The organism is Microbacterium bandirmense, assembly GCF_037204185.1.
In the GTDB taxonomy this organism is placed as follows: domain Bacteria; phylum Actinomycetota; class Actinomycetes; order Actinomycetales; family Microbacteriaceae; genus Microbacterium; species Microbacterium bandirmense.
On record NZ_JBBDGM010000017.1, the window covers coordinates 12,639 to 29,778 of the forward strand.

Annotated in this window: 16 protein-coding genes; 7 read left to right on the forward strand and 9 right to left on the reverse strand. The window is 68.8% G+C overall.

Translation table 11 applies throughout. From position 1 onward, the window contains the following. Positions 1 to 16 precede the first annotated feature (16 nt). Complete coding sequence (locus tag WDU99_RS15470) at positions 17 to 1,720, reverse strand: ABC transporter ATP-binding protein (protein WP_337333360.1); 1,704 nt, start codon at positions 1,718 to 1,720, stop codon at positions 17 to 19. Positions 1,721 to 1,826: 106 nt separating this feature from the next. After that, complete coding sequence (locus tag WDU99_RS15475; RefSeq protein WP_337333361.1) at positions 1,827 to 2,735, reverse strand: LysR family transcriptional regulator; 909 nt, start codon at positions 2,733 to 2,735, stop codon at positions 1,827 to 1,829. Positions 2,736 to 2,874: 139 nt separating this feature from the next. Here WDU99_RS15475 and WDU99_RS15480 point away from each other — a divergent pair, with 139 nt between their 5' ends. Further along, positions 2,875 to 4,188 carry a glucarate dehydratase family protein gene (locus tag WDU99_RS15480; RefSeq protein ID WP_337333362.1) on the forward strand — a complete coding sequence of 438 codons (1,314 nt, stop codon included), beginning with the start codon at positions 2,875 to 2,877 and terminating at the stop codon, positions 4,186 to 4,188. Next, entirely contained in the window at positions 4,185 to 5,168 is a 984-nt protein-coding gene (locus tag WDU99_RS15485; protein ID WP_337333363.1) for a 2-hydroxyacid dehydrogenase, read from the forward strand. Before WDU99_RS15480 ends, WDU99_RS15485 begins: the two co-directional genes overlap by 4 nt. An 18-nt stretch (positions 5,169 to 5,186) precedes the next feature. Here the strand turns inward: WDU99_RS15485 and WDU99_RS15490 are convergent, their stop codons facing one another. Genes WDU99_RS15490 through WDU99_RS15505 form a run of 4 tightly spaced genes read right to left on the reverse strand, consistent with a single transcriptional unit; the run spans position 5,187 to position 9,452 of the window. Further along, positions 5,187 to 5,912, reverse strand: coding sequence for a sulfite exporter TauE/SafE family protein (locus WDU99_RS15490; protein ID WP_337333364.1), 726 nt, complete (start codon positions 5,910 to 5,912; stop codon positions 5,187 to 5,189). Next, positions 5,909 to 6,871 (reverse strand): ABC transporter permease, encoded by a 963-nt coding sequence (locus WDU99_RS15495; protein WP_337333365.1) that lies wholly within the window; start codon positions 6,869 to 6,871, stop codon positions 5,909 to 5,911. The genes WDU99_RS15490 and WDU99_RS15495 overlap by 4 nt, the downstream gene beginning before the upstream one ends. Beyond that, positions 6,864 to 7,850 (reverse strand): ABC transporter permease, encoded by a 987-nt coding sequence (locus WDU99_RS15500; RefSeq protein ID WP_337333366.1) that lies wholly within the window; start codon positions 7,848 to 7,850, stop codon positions 6,864 to 6,866. Before WDU99_RS15500 ends, WDU99_RS15495 begins: the two co-directional genes overlap by 8 nt. A 30-nt stretch (positions 7,851 to 7,880) precedes the next feature. After that, positions 7,881 to 9,452 (reverse strand): ABC transporter substrate-binding protein, encoded by a 1,572-nt coding sequence (locus WDU99_RS15505; protein WP_337333367.1) that lies wholly within the window; start codon positions 9,450 to 9,452, stop codon positions 7,881 to 7,883. 260 nt (positions 9,453 to 9,712) lie between these two features. On the opposite strand from WDU99_RS15505, the gene WDU99_RS15510 reads away from it, so the two are divergent. From WDU99_RS15510 to WDU99_RS15525, 4 genes are all read left to right on the forward strand, one after another. Beyond that, the gene (locus WDU99_RS15510; protein ID WP_337333368.1) at positions 9,713 to 10,705 is read left to right on the forward strand and encodes a 2-hydroxyacid dehydrogenase; all 993 of its coding nucleotides are present in this window, start codon (positions 9,713 to 9,715) and stop codon (positions 10,703 to 10,705) included. Positions 10,706 to 10,821: 116 nt separating this feature from the next. Further along, the gene (locus WDU99_RS15515) at positions 10,822 to 11,757 is read left to right on the forward strand and encodes a 5-dehydro-4-deoxyglucarate dehydratase (RefSeq protein WP_337333370.1); all 936 of its coding nucleotides are present in this window, start codon (positions 10,822 to 10,824) and stop codon (positions 11,755 to 11,757) included. Between the two features lie 42 nt (positions 11,758 to 11,799). Further along, positions 11,800 to 13,395 carry an aldehyde dehydrogenase (NADP(+)) gene (locus WDU99_RS15520; RefSeq protein ID WP_337333372.1) on the forward strand — a complete coding sequence of 532 codons (1,596 nt, stop codon included), beginning with the start codon at positions 11,800 to 11,802 and terminating at the stop codon, positions 13,393 to 13,395. Further along, complete coding sequence (locus WDU99_RS15525) at positions 13,392 to 14,723, forward strand: enolase C-terminal domain-like protein (RefSeq protein ID WP_337333373.1); 1,332 nt, start codon at positions 13,392 to 13,394, stop codon at positions 14,721 to 14,723. Before WDU99_RS15520 ends, WDU99_RS15525 begins: the two co-directional genes overlap by 4 nt. Before the next feature lie 46 nt (positions 14,724 to 14,769). Here the strand turns inward: WDU99_RS15525 and WDU99_RS15530 are convergent, their stop codons facing one another. Beyond that, on the reverse strand, positions 14,770 to 14,985 hold the full coding sequence (locus tag WDU99_RS15530) for a helix-turn-helix domain-containing protein (protein ID WP_337333374.1): 216 nt from the start codon (positions 14,983 to 14,985) through the stop codon (positions 14,770 to 14,772). Then, on the reverse strand, positions 14,986 to 15,333 hold the full coding sequence (locus tag WDU99_RS15535; protein WP_337333375.1) for a DUF2975 domain-containing protein: 348 nt from the start codon (positions 15,331 to 15,333) through the stop codon (positions 14,986 to 14,988). A 79-nt stretch (positions 15,334 to 15,412) separates the two neighbouring features. On the opposite strand from WDU99_RS15535, the gene WDU99_RS15540 reads away from it, so the two are divergent. After that, a complete protein-coding gene (locus WDU99_RS15540) occupies positions 15,413 to 16,648 on the forward strand; it encodes an MFS transporter (RefSeq protein ID WP_337333376.1) in 1,236 nt (411 codons plus the stop codon). 56 nt (positions 16,649 to 16,704) lie between these two features. On the opposite strand, the gene WDU99_RS15545 is transcribed toward WDU99_RS15540, so the two are convergent. Beyond that, positions 16,705 to 17,001, reverse strand: a complete 297-nt coding sequence (locus WDU99_RS15545; protein WP_337333377.1) for a DUF503 domain-containing protein — start codon at positions 16,999 to 17,001, stop codon at positions 16,705 to 16,707. Between the last annotated feature and the right edge of the window lie 139 nt (positions 17,002 to 17,140).

Here is a 17,140-nt window from a genome sequence, read left to right on the forward strand (position 1 = left end):
GTTGACACGTCACTCCCTAGGCGCTGAACGCCGGCACAGCCTCGATCAGCGTGCGGGTGTACTCCTCCTGCGGGTTTGTGAACACCTGCCCGGCATCGCCGAACTCCACGAGCCTGCCGTGCTTGAGCACGGCGATCCGGTCGGCGGTCTCGGCGACCACTCCGAGGTCGTGCGTGATGAACAGATAACTCAGCTCGCGCTCATGCTGCAGCTCGTCCAACAGCTTCAGTATCTGGGCCTGCACCGACACGTCCAGTGCGGACACGGCCTCGTCGAGCACGATGAACTCCGGATCGAGCGCGAGCGCACGAGCGATCGCCACGCGCTGTCGCTGGCCGCCCGACAGCTCGTCGGGATATCGATCCAGCATCCCGTCGGGAAGGGCGACCTGCTCGGAGAGCTCCACGGCCCGCTTCGAGCGCGACGTGCGATCACCCTCGCCGAACGACAGCAGCGGCTCGGTGATGAGCTGCTCGATCGTCATGCGCGGGTTCAGCGAGTCGAACGGGCTCTGATAGACCATCTGGAACCGGCGGCGCAGCTGCCGCAGCTTCTCGCCCTTGGCGTGCGTGATGTCCTCACCGTTGAACGAGATCGCACCCGACGTCGGCTCGTCCAGACGCAGCACCAGCCGCGCCAGCGTGCTCTTGCCCGACCCCGACTCGCCGACGACCGCGAGCGTCTCGCCGCGACGAACGTCGAGCGAGACAGCATCCACCGCCGTCAGCGACTTGCGCCCGCCCTCGCCCTTCGGCAGCGGGAAGATCTTCGTCAGCTCGGATACGCGCACGATCGGCTCGCCGCCGAACTCGATGCGTGCCTTCGTGTCGGCCGACCGCCGCTCGTGCGCGCTCAGACGGGGAGCTGCGGCGATCAGCTTGCGCGTGTACTCGTGCGATGGCGCGGTCATCACCTGCGCGGCGGGTCCGGCATCCACGATCTCGCCCTGCTTCATCACGACGACGGTGTCGGCGCGCTCCGCTGCCATCCCGAGATCGTGCGTGATCAGCAGGATCGCCGTGCCCAGTTCCCGCGTGAGATGTGCGAGGTGATCGAGGATCTGCTTCTGCACCGTGACGTCGAGGGCGCTGGTCGGCTCGTCGGCGATGATCAGGCTCGGCTGCGCGGCCAGCGCGCCGGCGATCAGCGCACGCTGCTTCATGCCGCCCGAGAACTGGTGCGGATACTGCTTCGCCCGCTCGGCCGGATACGTCAGCCCCGCCATCTCGAGCAGCTCGACGGCGCGATCCGCCGCCTCGTGCTTCGTCGCGAGGCCGTGCACGAGCAGCGGCTCCGCCACCTGCACGCCCACCTTGCGCACCGGGTTGAGTGACAGGGCCGGATCCTGCGGAACCAGCCCCATCAGCCGCCCTCGGATGCCGCGCCAATGCCGCTCACTGAGGGGGAGAAGGTCCTGCCCGTCGAACTCCACACTGCCGCCGGTGACCTCGGCGTTCGGCGCGAGGAGGTTCATGATCGCCTGCGCCACGGTGCTCTTGCCGGATCCGGATTCGCCGACGATCGCGACGACCTCGCCGCGGCGCACGTTCAGGCTCACGCCTCGTACGGCATCGACCTCACGGTCTCCGATGTGGTACGCGACCCGCAGATCCTCGACGCGCAGGATCTCGTCCTGCGCACTGAGGTCGGGTGCGGGCTCAGCGGTCTCGGGTCGCCGAGCCGGCTCATCGACGGTCGCGGCGACGTCGTCCTGCAGCATGCGTCCTCCTCGTCGAGTACGGGCGGGTGTCTCGTTCACGTTAGGCGGGTCGATCCATCCTGATCAAGGCCTACATGAGCATTGGGCAATGCAGGCACTGCATTGATCACTCCTCGTCGTGCGCGTCGTCCACCAGGCTCAGCAGCCGCTCGACGAGAGGATTGTGCGATTCGGAGTTCCACGCGATGTCGAGTTCGACGCTGTTCACCCGCGATGACGGGTCAGTCTCGCTGATTGGCAGCAGCGTCACCGCTTCGGGGGCGATCCGACCGGCCGATTCCGGCACGAGCGTGAACCCGAGCCCGGCGCTCACCAGGGCCAGCAGCGCGGGCACCTGGCCCGCGTACTGCACGATGTGCGGATGCACGCCGCTGGCGACGAACATCGACAGCAGCAGATCGTGGAAGTACCGCGCCACGCTCGGCGAGTACATCAGCATCTGCTCGTCCTTGAGGTCGATGAGCTTGAGCGGCCCCTCCCGCTGAGCCAGGGGGGAATCGCTCGGAACGGCGACGGCGAGCCGCTCGCGATACACCGGGCGGGTACTGATCTGCGGCCTCGCGAGCAGCGGCCGCATCAGTCCGATGTCGACGGTGCCCTTCTCGAGCTCTTCCATCTGATCGAGGGAGACGAGCTCGCGAAGCAGCAGCGTGACACCCGGCAGTTCGGCGGCGGCGCGACGGAGCAGATCGGGGACGACAGACTGGCCGGCCATCGCCGTGTACGCGATCGTGATGGTTCCCGCCGCGCCCTGACCGACAGATCGCACGTCGGCGACGGCCTTCGCCGCGAGGTCGATGAGTCGTCGTGCGTTGGGCAGCAGCGCGCGTCCTGCCTGGGTGAGAGTGACTCGCCTGCTGGTGCGGTCGAACAGACGGGTCGACAGCTCGCGCTCCAGCTGCTGGATCTGACGGCTCAGCGGGGGCTGCGTCATCTTCAGGCGCGTCGCGGCCGCGCCGAAGTGCAGCTCCTCCGCGACCGCGATGAAGCACTCGAGTTGCACCAGCGAGATCATCGATTCACTCCCGACATCAGTCAGTGCGCATTTTGGTTTGCCCGCGCATCCGTCCCCACCCTAATGTCGGGAGCAACCCGACGGCACGGAATCCGGCGAATCGGAATCCGAACGCCGGAATCCCACCGACGGAGGCGTGATGCCCGAAGAGATCCAGCTGTCCGTGCCCACCGCCACGCGTCTGGCCGATAACGCGGTCCGCTCCATCCGGATCACGCCCGTCGCCTTCCAGGACCCGCCCCTGCTCAACACCGTCGGTGTGCATGAGCCGCTGGCGCTGCGCGCCATCGTGCAGGTGCGCACCGAGTCGGGTGTGCTCGGCCTGGGCGAGACCTATGGCGACGCCGCCCACCTGCAGCGGCTGGCGAAAGCCGCCGAAGCGGTGCTCGGATGCGACGTGTTCGCCACCAATGACATGCGCACCCGGGTGGAACGCAGCGTCGCCGCTGACGGCGTGCAGGGCGGGCATGGCATGTCGGGCATGGTCACCGGCACCAGCACCGGCGACCGCGTGCTGTCGCCCTTCGATGTGGCGGCCATCGACATCCGCGGCCGTGTGCTCGGCGTGCCCGCCAGCGAGCTGCTCGGCGGACGGGTGCGCGATTCCGTGCCGTTCAGCGGATACCTCTTCTACAAGTGGGCCGCACATCCCGACGCAGCATCCGACGAATGGGGCGAAGCCCTCACCCCGGACGGCATCGTCGCGCAGGCCCGACGCATCGTCGACGGCTACGGCTTCACCGCGCTCAAGCTCAAGGCCGGTGTGCTGCCTCCCGACGAAGAGATCGCGGCTATGCTCGCGCTGCGCGAGGCGTTCCCGGATCACCCGCTGCGCATCGATCCGAACGGCGCCTGGACCGTCGAGACATCGCTGCGCGTCGCGGATGCCCTGAAGGATGTTCTCGAATACCTCGAAGACCCGACGCCTGGCCTGGAGGGCATGGCCGAGGTGCGCCGCCATACCGACCTGCCGCTCGCGACCAACATGTGCGTGGTCGCGTTCTCGCACATCGCCGAGGCCGTACGACGCGGCTCGATCGACATCGTGCTGTCTGACCACCATTTCTGGGGTGGGCTCGAGCGCTCCCGCCTGCTCGCCGGCTTCGCCGAGACCCTCGGCTGGGGGCTGTCGATGCACTCGAACTCGCACCTCGGAATCAGCCTGGCCGCGATGACACACCTCGCCGCCGCAACTCCCGGCGTCGACTACGCATGCGACACCCACTGGCCGTGGAAGCGCGAGGACGAAGACGTCATCGCCCCGGGGACGCTGACCTTCACGGACGGCGCGGTCGCCGTACCCACTGCTCCGGGCCTCGGCATCGAGCTCGACCCGGATGCCCTCGCGCGCCTGCACCGGCAGTACCTCGACGGCGGCATCCGCGAGCGTGACGACACCGGCTACATGCGCCGAGTCGACCCGGGCTACGTCCTGGAAAGCCCACGCTGGTGAGCGCACCGCTGCGGATCGCCGTCACCGATCCGATCATCTCCGCCTTCGCCGACGAGCTGCGCCGCACCGCACGGCCGCACGAGTGGACGTTCACCGACCCCGCCGACCCGCGGGCCGCCCGCATGGCGATCGCCGACGCCGACGTGGTGATCGGCTCGCGGCTCACCGCCGCCGACATGGCCGGCGCGGACCGCGTGCGTCTCGTGCACGTGACGGGTGCAGGCGTCGACCGAGTGGATGCCGGTGCCGTGTCTCCGGAAGTGCCGCTGTGCAACACCGGACACCACGGCCCCGCGATCGCCGAGCACGTGCTGATGACCGCGCTCATGCTGCGTCGCCGCGCCCTGCAGGCCGACACCGAGATGCGCCGCGGACAGTGGCGCACCATCGCCACCGCCCCGGGCACGCCGTATCACCGCTCACTCGCCGGCAGCACCCTCGGACTCATCGGCTACGGCGAGATCGGGCGGTCGGTCGCCCACCTCGCGGCCGCGTTCGGCATGCGCGTGATCGCCATGCGTCGGCATCCGCAGACCGCGGGCGGCGACAGCGAGCTGCCCGACCGCGTCTACGGCGAGGACGGGCTGCACGACCTGCTCGATGAGAGCGATGTCGTCGTCGTCACCGCACCGCTCACCGAGCGCACGCGGGGGCTGATCGACGCCGAGGCACTGACGCACCTGCATCCGGATGCCCTCATCATCAACGTCGCCCGCGGGCCGCTCATCGACGAGGACGCGCTGTACGCCGCGCTCGCCGAGCACCGAATCGGCGGTGCCGGCATCGACGTGTGGTGGGACGCCCCGCAGGGCACCGACGCCCCTGCCTCAGTGCACCGCTTCGCCTCACTCGATCGCGTCGTGCTCACCCCGCACTACTCCGGCCACGCCCGTGAGGTCTTCGTCGCCCGCGCCGCCGACATCGTGCGCAACATCGACCTGCTCGACGCCGGCCTGCCGTTGGAGCGGCGCGTGAACTGAGCACGACGGCATCCGATCTCAGCCAAGTCCGACGAGGCGGGCGATGATCAGCGTCACCGCCCCGAGGGCGGATGCGCCGAGCGCGAGCGAGCGTGTGCGCGTGCGATTGAGGAATCGATTCACGAAGCGCGACAGCACGACCCCCGCGATCGCGAACGGCACCATCCAGGCCGCGGTGAGCAGCGCGTGCGACGGCACCACGCCCCACAGCAGCAGCGCGACGAGCGACAGTGACGAACCGACCAGGAAGAACGCCGACATCGTGCCGCGCAGGCGCGGCCCCTCCGACGCCTGCCACACGATCGCCATCGGCGCGCCGCCGACCGAGGTCGACGTGCCCATGATCCCCGACATCGCTCCCGCCAGTGCCTGGGTCGTCCGCGTCACCCGCGGTCGCCAGCCGCGCAGCGACACGACGACGCCCAGCAGCACGACCACCGCGACGGCCCACGACAGCACGGCCGTCGACATCACGGCCACCAGACCGGCGCCGACGATGCTGCCCGGCACCCTGCCGGCCAAGGCCCAGCCCGCCCCGCGCAGATCGAGTGACGCCCGATCCAGCACCAGCACGATCAACGTGACGATCATCGCGAGCACGATCACCAGCACCGGCAGCAGAGTGGCATCGACCAGCGCGATGAACGGCGCAGCCAGCATCCCCATGCCGAACCCGATCGACCCCTGCAGGCACGCCGCGACGAGGATGACCAGCGCCAGCAGCGCGAACTCGACGGGTGTCACCGACGCGGGGCGACGGAGCCGATCAGGCGGCGACGCTTCTTGGTCTGCAGACGCCAGCGCTGACCGGGGTCGGTCGCCAGACGCAGCCAGGCTGCGAGTACGTTCGCCGACACCGTGGTGATCACGATCGCGAGGCCGGGGAGCACCGACTGCCACCAGGCCTCCGCGAGGTACTGGCGCCCCTGGGCGACCATCAGACCCCAGCTGACGTCGGGCGGCTGGATGCCGATGCCGAGGAAGCTCAGCGACGACTCGGCGAGCATCACGTAGCAGAACTCCAGCGTCGCCAGCGTGACGAGCGTCGGCAGCACGTTCGGCACGATGTGCCGGAACACGATCGACCGCTGCTTGGCGCCGAAGTTCGTCGCGGCGTCGACGAACATCCGCGAACGCAGCTCGGCGGCATCCGCACGCGCGGTGCGCAGATACAGCGGGATGCGGGTGATCGCCAGCACGAGGACGATGTTCGCGGCGCTGGGGTTGAACACGTACAGGATGACGACGGCCAGCAGCAGAGACGGGAAGCTCATGATCACATCGGCGATGCGCATCGAGACCGCTTCGCGCCAGCCACGGTGGAATCCGGCCCACATGCCCCAGATTGAGCCGACCACCGCCGAGACCACGACAGCCGCAGCCGCCACGCCCAGCGTCGTGCCGGCCGCTGCGATGATGCGGGCCAGCAGGCTGCGGCCCAGCGAATCGCTGCCGAGGATGTACTCCCAGCCCAGTTGCAGGCTGAACGGCGGCATGTTGCGGGCGGCGAGGTCCTGGCGCTGCGCGAGGTCGTCGAACAGCGGCGGACCGACGATCGCAGTGAGCACGATGAGGGTCAGTACGATCGCGGCGGTGGCCGCGACCTTGTCCTTCAGCAGCAGCCGCCACAGACCGGGGCGACTCGCCGAACGGCCCTTGCGCGCCTGGTGCGTGAGGATCGTGACGGTGGAGTCCTCAGACATTGGTCAGCTCCTCTGCCTTCGTGTCGGAGATCACGCCGGGACCACGCCGCGCGCGGGATCTGGACGTCGGCCGCACGCGCGGATCGAGCAGCGCGTAGCCGAGGTCGATGATGATGTTCAGGGCGAAGATCGCCAGCGCCGTCAGCAGCACCGCCGCCTGCAGCACGGCGAAGTCGCGCTGCAGGATCGAATCGATCATGAGCTTGCCGATGCCCGGCCACCCGAAGATCGACTCGACGACGACCGCGCCGTTGATCAGGCCGACGGTCAGGTCACCGGCGACGGTGAGCGCGGGGGCGGCCGCGTTGCGCAGCGCGTGCTTGCCCACGATGTGCATCTCGCCGGCGCCGCGACTGCGGGCCACCTTGATGTACGGCTGGCCGAGCACGGTGACCATCGACCCCCGCACCACCTGTGCGAGCACGCCGACGGGGCGCAGCATCAGCGTGGCGACCGGCAGCACCCAGACACCGGCGCCCTCCGTGCCGGATGTCGGGAGCCATCCCAGAGTGATGGCGAAGATCCAGATGCCGAGGATCGCCAGCCAGAAGTCCGGCACGCTCGCCGCGGTCATCGAGAAGAAGCTCACGATGCGATCGGCCACGCCGTTGGGCTTCAGCGAGGCCCAGCTGCCGATGACGACGGCGACCGAGACCGCGAGGAGCATCGTCACGGCGGCGAGCTGCAGCGTGGCCGGGAAGGCCCGAAGCACCATCTCGGCTGCCGGCTCCCCGGTGCGCAGCGAGGTGCCGAAGTCGAGCTGCAGCACACCGAGGAAGTAGTCCCCCATTTGCTCCCAGATGGGGAGGTCGAATCCGTTCCGTGCCGCGAAATCGGCGCGCATCTGATCCGTTGCGTTCAGCGGCAGGTACAGCGCCGACGGATCACCGGTGAGACGGGCGAGCACGAAGACACCCAGCACGACTGCGATCAACGGCAGCGCGCTCTGCAGAATGCGTCTGCCCAGGTAGGTCCACATGTTCGCCCGCCTCTCTCATCTCGGTCGCGGTCAGCCCGCGATCGAGACCTCCTTGATCCGCAGCTCGTCACCGGTCGACGAGTTGGGCTCGTAGTTCACTCCCTCGGCCAGGCCGAGCATCACGGTCTGGTGCGCGATCGGCGCCAGGGCGACGACGTTCTCACGCTCATACGCGAACACCTCTTCATAGGCGGCCTGGCGCTCGTCGCCGGTCAGGTTGCGGGCCTCATTGATGAGCGCGTCCAGACCCGGATCGCCGAACTCGGCCTGCGCAGCACCGGTGAGCATGTACTGCTCGACGGTGAACTGCGCGTCACCCGCCTGGTTGCCGTGCTGCACGAGCATCGAGATCGGACCCTCGTTCGTGACGAACGGCTTCAGCTGGTACTGCAGGTGCTGAGTGGTATCGACCATGCGCAGCTCGACGTTCAGCCCCGCCTGTGCAACCTGCTCGCGCAGCACCTCGCCCAGTTCGCTGACCTTCGGGAACTGCGCTGTGCGCACCGGCATGATGATCTTCGTGTCGACGGGAACGCCATCGGCCTTCGCCTCGGCCACGAGCGACTTCGCCTTCTCGAGGTCGTAGGGCCACGGCTCGAGATCGGCGTTGTAGCCGACGATGCCCTCGGGGATCAGCTGCGCCGCGACCTTGTCGCCGTCGGGGTACAGCGACGACACGATGCCTTCACGGTCGATCGCGTAGTTGATCGCCTGGCGGATGCGGATGTCGTCGAGCGGGGCGGTCTCGCCCGAGAACCGCAGCGCGATCGTCTCGTTGTTCGGGTAGCTCACTCCGAGGTCGCCGATGCCGTCTTCAGGGCTGAGGCCGAGCGCGATGTCGGCTTCGCCGCTGGTGATCATCGCGGCGCGGACGGTGCCCTCGGTGCGCCATTGGTACTCGACCGTCTGGAACTCGGGTGCGTCGCCCCAGTACTCGTCGTTGCGCTCGAGGGTGAGCTTCGTGCCGGCCTGCCAGTCGCTGATCGCGTACGGCCCGGTGCCGCTCGGCTCGCGGACGAACTCGGTGTTCGAGGTGTCGGGCGAGACGATCTCGATGAACGAGAGCTTGAGCGGAAGGATCGGATCGGGGCTCGGGGTGGTGACCACCAGGGTCGTGGCATCCGTGGCCTCGACCTCGAGGTCGTCGTCGCCGAAGATGTAGCCCTCGACGTTGCATCCGAGGTCGCCGTTGACGGCGCGGTCGATCGAGTATGCGGCTGCGGCGGCGTCGAACGCGGCGCCGTCCTGGAACGTCACACCCTCACGGACCGTGAACGTCCACTCGGTGTCGCCGGTCTGCTCCCAGTCGGTCGCGAGCAGTGGCTCCAGATCACCGGTGGTGGGGTTGCGCTCGACGAGCGGCTCGGTGACGGTGCTGCGCACGACCACACCTGTCGAGGTCAGGTTCGCGTCACACGCCTCCAGCGTGGGCGGCTCCTGCGGCAGGACCACGCGCAGCGTCGCCGCGTCGCCGCCGCCCGCGCTGTCGCCGTCCGAGTCGGAGTTGGCGACCGAGCACGACGCGAGCAGGGTGATCGCGGCGATTCCGGCGGCGGCACCGGCCAGTCGCGCGGTTCTGCTGTGAGGGGAAGAAAGCTTCATCGGGTTCCTCCAGGTAAGGGGATGGCTGACGACCAGTTGGCTGTCGGCTCCTTGTGAATGTCGCAGAGCGTTTCAGAAGCGTCAACCGATTCGGCGGCGGTATCGTCCGCGCTCATCGGATGCCGGTGGCCCAGGGTCCTCCTGGGCGAACACACGATCCGCGAGATTCCGCCGCTCTCCTCGGATAGATGCTGCACGCGCATCAATCCATGCAAGTTCGCTTTTGGACGCGCATCGTTGACGAGTCGTAGTCTCACGCCATGACCAACTCAACCACTTCCGCGTCCTCGCCCGCTCCGGGCACCGTCGCACAGGCGGGGCCGCTGCTCCCGTCGCTGGAGCGCATCATCCAGCAGGAGTACGCCGCCGTTCGCCTGCCGGACGACGCCGCAGCGCTCGATCCGGCGGATGCTGCGAAGGTACGCGCCGTCGTCACCAGCGGTCGGGTGGGGGTTCCGAGCGCGCTCATGGCGGCGCTTCCGAACCTCGAGATCGTGACCAACTTCGGTGTCGGCTACGACACCACGGATGTCGCCCAGGCGGCCGAACGCGGCATCCAGGTGACCAACACCCCCGACGTCCTCACCGACTGCGTCGCCGATACGGCGCTCGGGCTGATGCTCGACGTGTTCCGCCGATTCGGGGCATCCGAGCGCTTCCTGCGCGACGGACGCTGGGAGTCGGGCGGATTCCCGCTGACGCGCCGGTTCTCGCGCAGCACCGTCGGCATCCTCGGACTCGGGCGCATCGGCCAGGCGATCGCACGACGCGCGGCGGCGTTCGACGCCACCGTGCTGTACACGACGCGGCGTCCCGTCGAGTCGGTGACCTGGGAGCACATCCCGTCCGCCGTCGAGCTCGCCCGTCGATCGGATGTGCTCGTCGTCGCCGTGCCGGGTGGAGCGGCGACGGACGGACTGGTGGATGCTGAGGTGCTGCGCGCACTGGGACCGGACGGCTTCCTCGTGAACATCGCCCGAGGCTCGGTCGTCGATGAGGATGCCCTCATCGACGCACTCGAGGCCGGCGAGATCGCAGGAGCCGGGCTCGACGTCTTCGCGCATGAGCCGCACGTGCCACCGCGGCTGATCCGCGACGATGTCACCCTGCTGCCGCACGTCGGCAGCGGCACGCGCGAGACTCGCGAGGACATGCGCGATCTCACGCTCGCCAACCTGCGAGCGCACCTCGCGGGGCAGCCTCTGCCGACGCCGGTCCCCGAGACCGCCGGGCTGGCAGCACTCACCCATTAATGCATCTGGTGCATTGATCTATCCACTAATTAGTTTGGCAACGCATTGATTCGCGCCTAGCGTGACCAGTGTTCAGATCCACGCCGACCACCGGCGAGAAACCTCAGGAGTGCACCGTGGCACGATTCACGCCCACCGAACTGGCCGACCACCTTCGCGATGGTCTTCTCTCCTTCCCCGTGACCGCGTTCACGCCCGACCTCGAATTCGACGAGAAGCGCTACCGCGAGCACGTGGAGTGGCAGGCGAGCCACGGCGTCGCAGGGCTCTTCGCCGCAGGCGGAACCGGCGAGGGCTTCAGCCTCGACGCCGCCGAATCCGCCGCCGTCGTCCGCGCGGCAGTGCAGTCCTCGCGCCCCGAGGTGCCGGTGCTCGCATCCGCCGGCGGCTGGACCCGCAACGCCATCGCGAACGCCCGCGCCGCCGAAGAGGCCGGCGCCGAGGGCATCCTCGTCCTGCCCCCGTACCTCACCGAGTGCGATCAGGCCGGCCTCGTCGAGCACGTCTCGGCGATCGCCGCCGCGACCAGCCTCGCGATCATCGTCTACAACCGCGGCAACGCGATCTACTCGGCCGAGACCATGGCCACGCTCGCCGCCCGCCATGAGAACGTCATCGGGTTCAAGGATGCGACCGGAGACATCGAGCACCTCGCCTCCGTGTACGTCCGCAACGGCGAGCGCCTCTTCTACCTGGGCGGCCTGCCGACCGCCGAGACCTACGCACTGCCGCTGCTGCAGATGGGAATGAGCACCTACTCGTCGGCGATGTTCAACTTCATCCCCGAGTTCGCGCTCGAGTTCTACCGTGACGTGCGCGCGCAGGATCGCGCGGCCGTCACCGAGAAGCTCGGCCGGTTCGTGCTGCCGTACCTCGAGATCCGCGACCGCGGCCGCGGGTATGGTGTGTCCATCATCAAGGCGGGTCTGCGCGTGACCGGGCGTGGTGTCGGACCGGTGCGTCCGCCCCTGCACGACCTGTCGGAGCAGGACGACGCCGACCTCGCCGCACTGATCGAGCGCGCGGGAGTGCTGGCGCCCGCCCTAGCCTGATCCCCCACCACCGATCCGCGCAGAACGCAAGGAGTGTGTGAAATGACCGCCGCCGTCCTCACCGGGCATTCATCGATCGCCGGACGATCCGTGCCGGGCGCAGGCTCGCCCCTGTACGCCGTGGCTCCGGCCACCGACCAGAAGCTCGATCCGCCGTACACGCAGATCGACGTCGAGCAGCTCCGGGAGGCCACGGCGGCGGCCGAACAGGCATTCGAGTCGTTCTCCAGGCTCGAGCCCGAGGCGCACGCCGCGTTCCTCGACACGATCGCCGACGAGATCGAGGCGATCGGCGATGCGCTGATCGAGCGGGGGATGCAGGAGACGGGGCTGCCGCAGGCACGATTGGCCGGCGAGCGGGCGCGCACGACCGGGCAGCTGCGGCTGTTCGCCGAAGTCGTGCGCACCGGTGCCCACCGCGGTGTGCGGATCGACCCGGCCCAGCCGGAGCGCTCGCCGATGCCGCGACTCGACATCCGCCAGCGCAAGGTGCCCCTGGGGCCGGTCGCTGTGTTCGGAGCGTCGAACTTCCCGCTCGCGTTCTCGACCGCGGGCGGCGATACCGCATCCGCGCTCGCTGCCGGCTGCCCGGTCGTGTTCAAGGCGCACAGCTCGCATCCGGGAACCAGCGAGCTGGTGGCGGCGGCGATCGCGCGCGCCGTCGACGCGCACGGGCTGCATCCCGGAGTGTTCTCGCACATCTTCGGTCCGGGCCGCAGCGTCGGGCAGGCGCTCGTCTCCGACCCGAGGATCCATGCCGTCGGGTTCACCGGCTCACGCGAGGGGGGTCTCGCGCTGGTGCGCACGGCGCAGGGTCGGCCCGTGCCGATCCCTGTTTACGCCGAGATGAGTTCGGTGAACCCGGTGTTCGTCCTGCCCGGGGCGCTGGAGGGTGACATCGATGCGCTCGCCACGGGTTACGTGCAGAGCGCGACCGGATCGAGCGGTCAGCTGTGCACGCAGCCGGGGATCGTCTTCGTCCCACGCAGTGAGGCGGGGGAGGCGTTCCTGCGGGCCGTGTCGGCAGCGATGGATGCGGCATTCGGGCAGACCATGCTGTCGCCGAGCATCGCCGCCGCCTGGCGTGAGGGTGTGGCGACTCGGGATGCCAATGCTGAGGTGCTCGCCCGCGGTGCGGAGGGTGACGGGCCGCACGCCCCGGCGCCGGTGATCCACTCGGCGGACATCGACGCCTTCGAGAGGAACCAGGTGCTGCACGAAGAGATCTTCGGTGCAGCCTCGCTCGTCGTGCGATACGACGATGCGGCCGAGCTGGCCGCGGCGGCCGAACGTCTGGAGGGACAGCTGACCGCCACGCTGCAGTTGAGTGCGGCCGACCACGAGCTCGCGGCCGAGCTGCTGCCCGTGCTCGAGCGCAAGGTCGGGCGCATCCTCGTAGGCGGCTGGCCGACCGGGGTGGAGGTCGGACACGCCATGGTGCACGGCGGGCCGTTCCCCGCGACGAGCGACTCGCGCACGACGAGCGTCGGCACACTCGCGATCGAACGCTTCCTGCGGCCGGTCGCCTATCAGAACTTCCCGGACGAGCTGCTGCCCGAGGCGCTGCGCGACGCCAACCCGTGGCGCGTGCCGCGGCTGATCGACGGTCGCCACTCCGGTCCGGAGGAGAGCGCATGAGCACCGTGCCCACGATCGAGCGGATCGACGTCGTGCCGGTCGCCGGTCACGACTCGATGCTGCTGAACCTCTCCGGCGCACACGGCCCGTTCTTCACACGCAACATCGTCATCGCGACGGATTCCGATGGGCGCGAGGGGCTGGGCGAGGTGCCCGGCGGAGAGCCGATCCGCACCACGATCGCCGAGGCCGGAGAGTTGCTGAGCGGCGAGCCCGTGGGTCGGTACCGCTCGCTGCTGCGGTCGGTGGCGGCGCGCTTCGCCGACCGCGACGCCGGCGGTCGAGGGCTGCAGACCTTCGACCTGCGCACGACCGTGCACGCCGTCACCGGCATCGAGTCGGCGCTGCTCGACCTGCATGCGCAGCAGCTGGGCGTGCCCGTGGCCGAACTGCTGGGTGACGGCCAGCAGCGCGATTCCGTGCCGATGCTCGGGTACCTGTTCTTCGTCGCCGATCCCGATCGCACCGACCTGCCGTACCTGCGGGAGAGCGGTGCCCCGGCCGGCACCTGGGAGAGCGTGCGGCGCGAGGAGGCGATGACGGCGGAAGGGGTGATCCGCCTGGCGGAGGCCGCGCAGAAGAAGTACGGGTTCTCGGACTTCAAGCTCAAGGGTGGTGTGCTCGAGGGCGAGGCAGAGGCGGATGTCGTCACGGCGCTCGCGGAACGGTTTCCGGATGCGCGGATCACACTCGACCCGAACGGCGGATGGATGCTGGACGACGCCGTGCGCATCGGTCAGCGACTGCGCGATGTGCTCGCCTACGCCGAGGACCCGTGCGGCGCCGAGGGCCGCTTCTCGGGCCGGGAGGTGATGGCGGAGTTCCGCCGCCGCACGGGGATGCGCACCGCCACGAACATGATCGCCACCGACTGGCGTGAGATGGCGCACGCCATCAGATCGGATGCTGTCGACATCCCCCTCGCCGATCCGCACTTCTGGACGATGGCCGGATCGGTGCGGGTGGCCCAACTGTGCAACGATTTCGACCTCACCTGGGGATCGCACTCGAACAACCACTTCGACATCTCGCTCGCGATGTTCACCCAGGTGGGGGCTGCCGCACCGGGTGAGATCACGGCTCTCGACACGCACTGGATCTGGCAGGACGGGCAGCAGCTGACGGTGGATGCGCCGCAGATCCGTGACGGCGCCGTGCAGGTGCCCGACCGCCCGGGACTCGGAGTTACGCTCAACCGCGACCGGCTCGCCGAAGCCCACGAACTCTACGTCGAGCACGGACTGGGTGCCCGTGACGACGCCATTGGCATGCGGTACCTCGTGACGGACTGGACCTTCGACGCGAAGCGGCCCTGTCTGGTGCGGTGAGGAAGAGGACGTCAGCCGTCCACGGCGACGACTCACGACCAGACCGTCACTCCTCCCCGTCGGGCTCCCACCGCAGCAGATCCCCGGGTTGACACTCCAGCACTTCGCAGAGGGCATCCAGCGTCATGAACCGCACGGCCTTCGCGCGGCCGTTCTTCAGCACGGCGAGGTTCGTCGGAGTGATGCCGATGCGCTCGGCGAGCTCGCCGACGGCCATCTTGCGGCGGGCGAGCATCACGTCGATGTCGACGATCACGGGCATTCAGATCACCTCACCCAGCTCAATGCGAAGCGTCTGCGCCTCGTTCCCACGCTCGATCGCCTGTCGCAGCAGCGCCTTCATCACCACGACCAGCAGCGCCATGCCGCCGAGCACCAGCGCGGCACCGCACACCAGCGCCACGATTCCGGGAGCGATGTGCGTCGGCGCCATGACGAACGCGAGCGCAACTACCAGCACCGCGATCACGACGAAGCTCACCCGAAACCACGTCGGGGTGCCGTCAAGATCCACCCAGATCAGCGGGGTGAGCACCGTCTGCACCACCAGTGATCCCGCCAGCGCCAGTGCGATCACCACACGCAGCAGCACGATCGTCGTCCGTCCCATGGCAGCATCCTCTCATCGAATAACAGAGAGAATCTATCGTTAATCGTTCGATCAGGAAAGGCTGGATACGGTCGTACATATGCCCCGCTCCACCACCGTCGCGCCCGCGATGCGCCGCGCGCGCCTCGGCGTCGCTCTGCTGTTCCTCACCAACGGAGCGCTGTTCGCCAACATCCTGCCGCGCTACCCCTCGATCAAGAGCGCGCTCGGGCTCGACGCCACCACCTACGGCCTGGCCATCGCCGCCTTCCCCGCCGGCGCGATCGTGGCGGGACTGGCCGCGGCGATGTTCATCCGCCGCTTCGGCTCGGCGAAGGTCGCCGTCGCCGGCACCATCATCACTAGTCTCGGCATCCTCGCCGCCGGCTTCGCACCGCACGTCGCGTTCTTCGCGCTCGGCCTCTTCCTCGGCGGAGCATCGGATGCCATCACCGATGTCGCCCAGAACGCCCATGCTCTGCGCGTGCAGCGCGGCTACGGCCGCTCGATCATCAACTCATTCCACGCGATCTGGTCGATCGGCGCGGTGCTCGGCGGCTCGATGGCGGCCACGGCGATCGCGCTGGGTGTACCCCTCGGCATCCACCTGATCATCTCCGCGGTGCTGTTCGGCATCGTCTCACTCGTCGCCCTGCGCCTCTGTCTGCCCGGTCGCGATCGGGAGATCGATGAGGATGCCGTCGCCGACGGCCCCGAGATCGGCGGCGCTCTGCAGCGCGTCACCGCGAAGACCGTCATCATCCTCGCCGCGCTCGTGCTGATCTCGATCGCCGGAGCACTGATCGAAGACGCCGGGATGTCGTGGGCGACCCTCTACCTCGTGACCTCACTCGACACGCCGGCGGCGCTCGCCGCCACCGGATACATCGCCCTCGTCGGCGCGCAGTTCATCGGGCGCATCGTCGGCGACGGCCTCACCGACCGGTTCGGTCAGCGCGCCGTCGCCATCGCCGGCGGGCTCATCGCCTCGGTCGGCATGGGCATCGCCCTCGCGTTCCCGTCGATTCCCGGCACGATCCTCGGCTTCGCCGCCGCCGGGTACGGCTGTGCGACCCTCATCCCCGCCGCGATGCACGTCGCCGACGAACTGCCCGGTCTCAAGCACGGCGCGGGCCTCACGATCGTGTCGTGGCTGCTGCGGCTCGGCTTCCTGCTGTCGCCGCCGATCGTCGGGCTCGTCGCCGACAGCGCCGGCCTGCGCACGGGCCTGCTCGTGGTGCCGATCGCGGGGATCGTCGCCGTGCTCTGCGCGTGGGCGCTGGAGGGGCGGAAGAAAGACATGCAAAACGAGATGACACGTCGCGAGAACGTGTAAAGAATCGCGGCGATTCTTTACGCGTGAAGACGAGCAGCGTCCCCAAGGAAGTGCGCTCAGTCCTCGCTGGAGCGCAGGCCGCGACGCGCCGACAGCAGGGTGATCTCCGGATGCTCTTCGGCCAGCATCCGCTCGGCCCGATCGAGCACATCGCGCACGTGCGTGGCGTCGGCGCCGACGACCGACATGCCGATCGTGGTGCGTCGGTGCAGGTCGTGCTCACCCACTTCGGCGACGGCGGCCTCGGTGCGGCGGGAGAGGTCGGCGATCAGCGGACGGATCACGCTGCGCTTCTCCTTCAGCGACCGCACATCGCCCAGCAGCACGTCGAACTCGACCCAGCCGATCCACATGGCGATCAGTATGCCACTCGGAGGGCCGAAATCGTTATGGCAAGCTGAACCGGCAACTGAAGCACAGAAGCACCAATGAGAGCGGCCTTTAGCTTGACGAAGTGTTGCCGAGTTTGGCGCACGCGCCGTCACAGCGCGA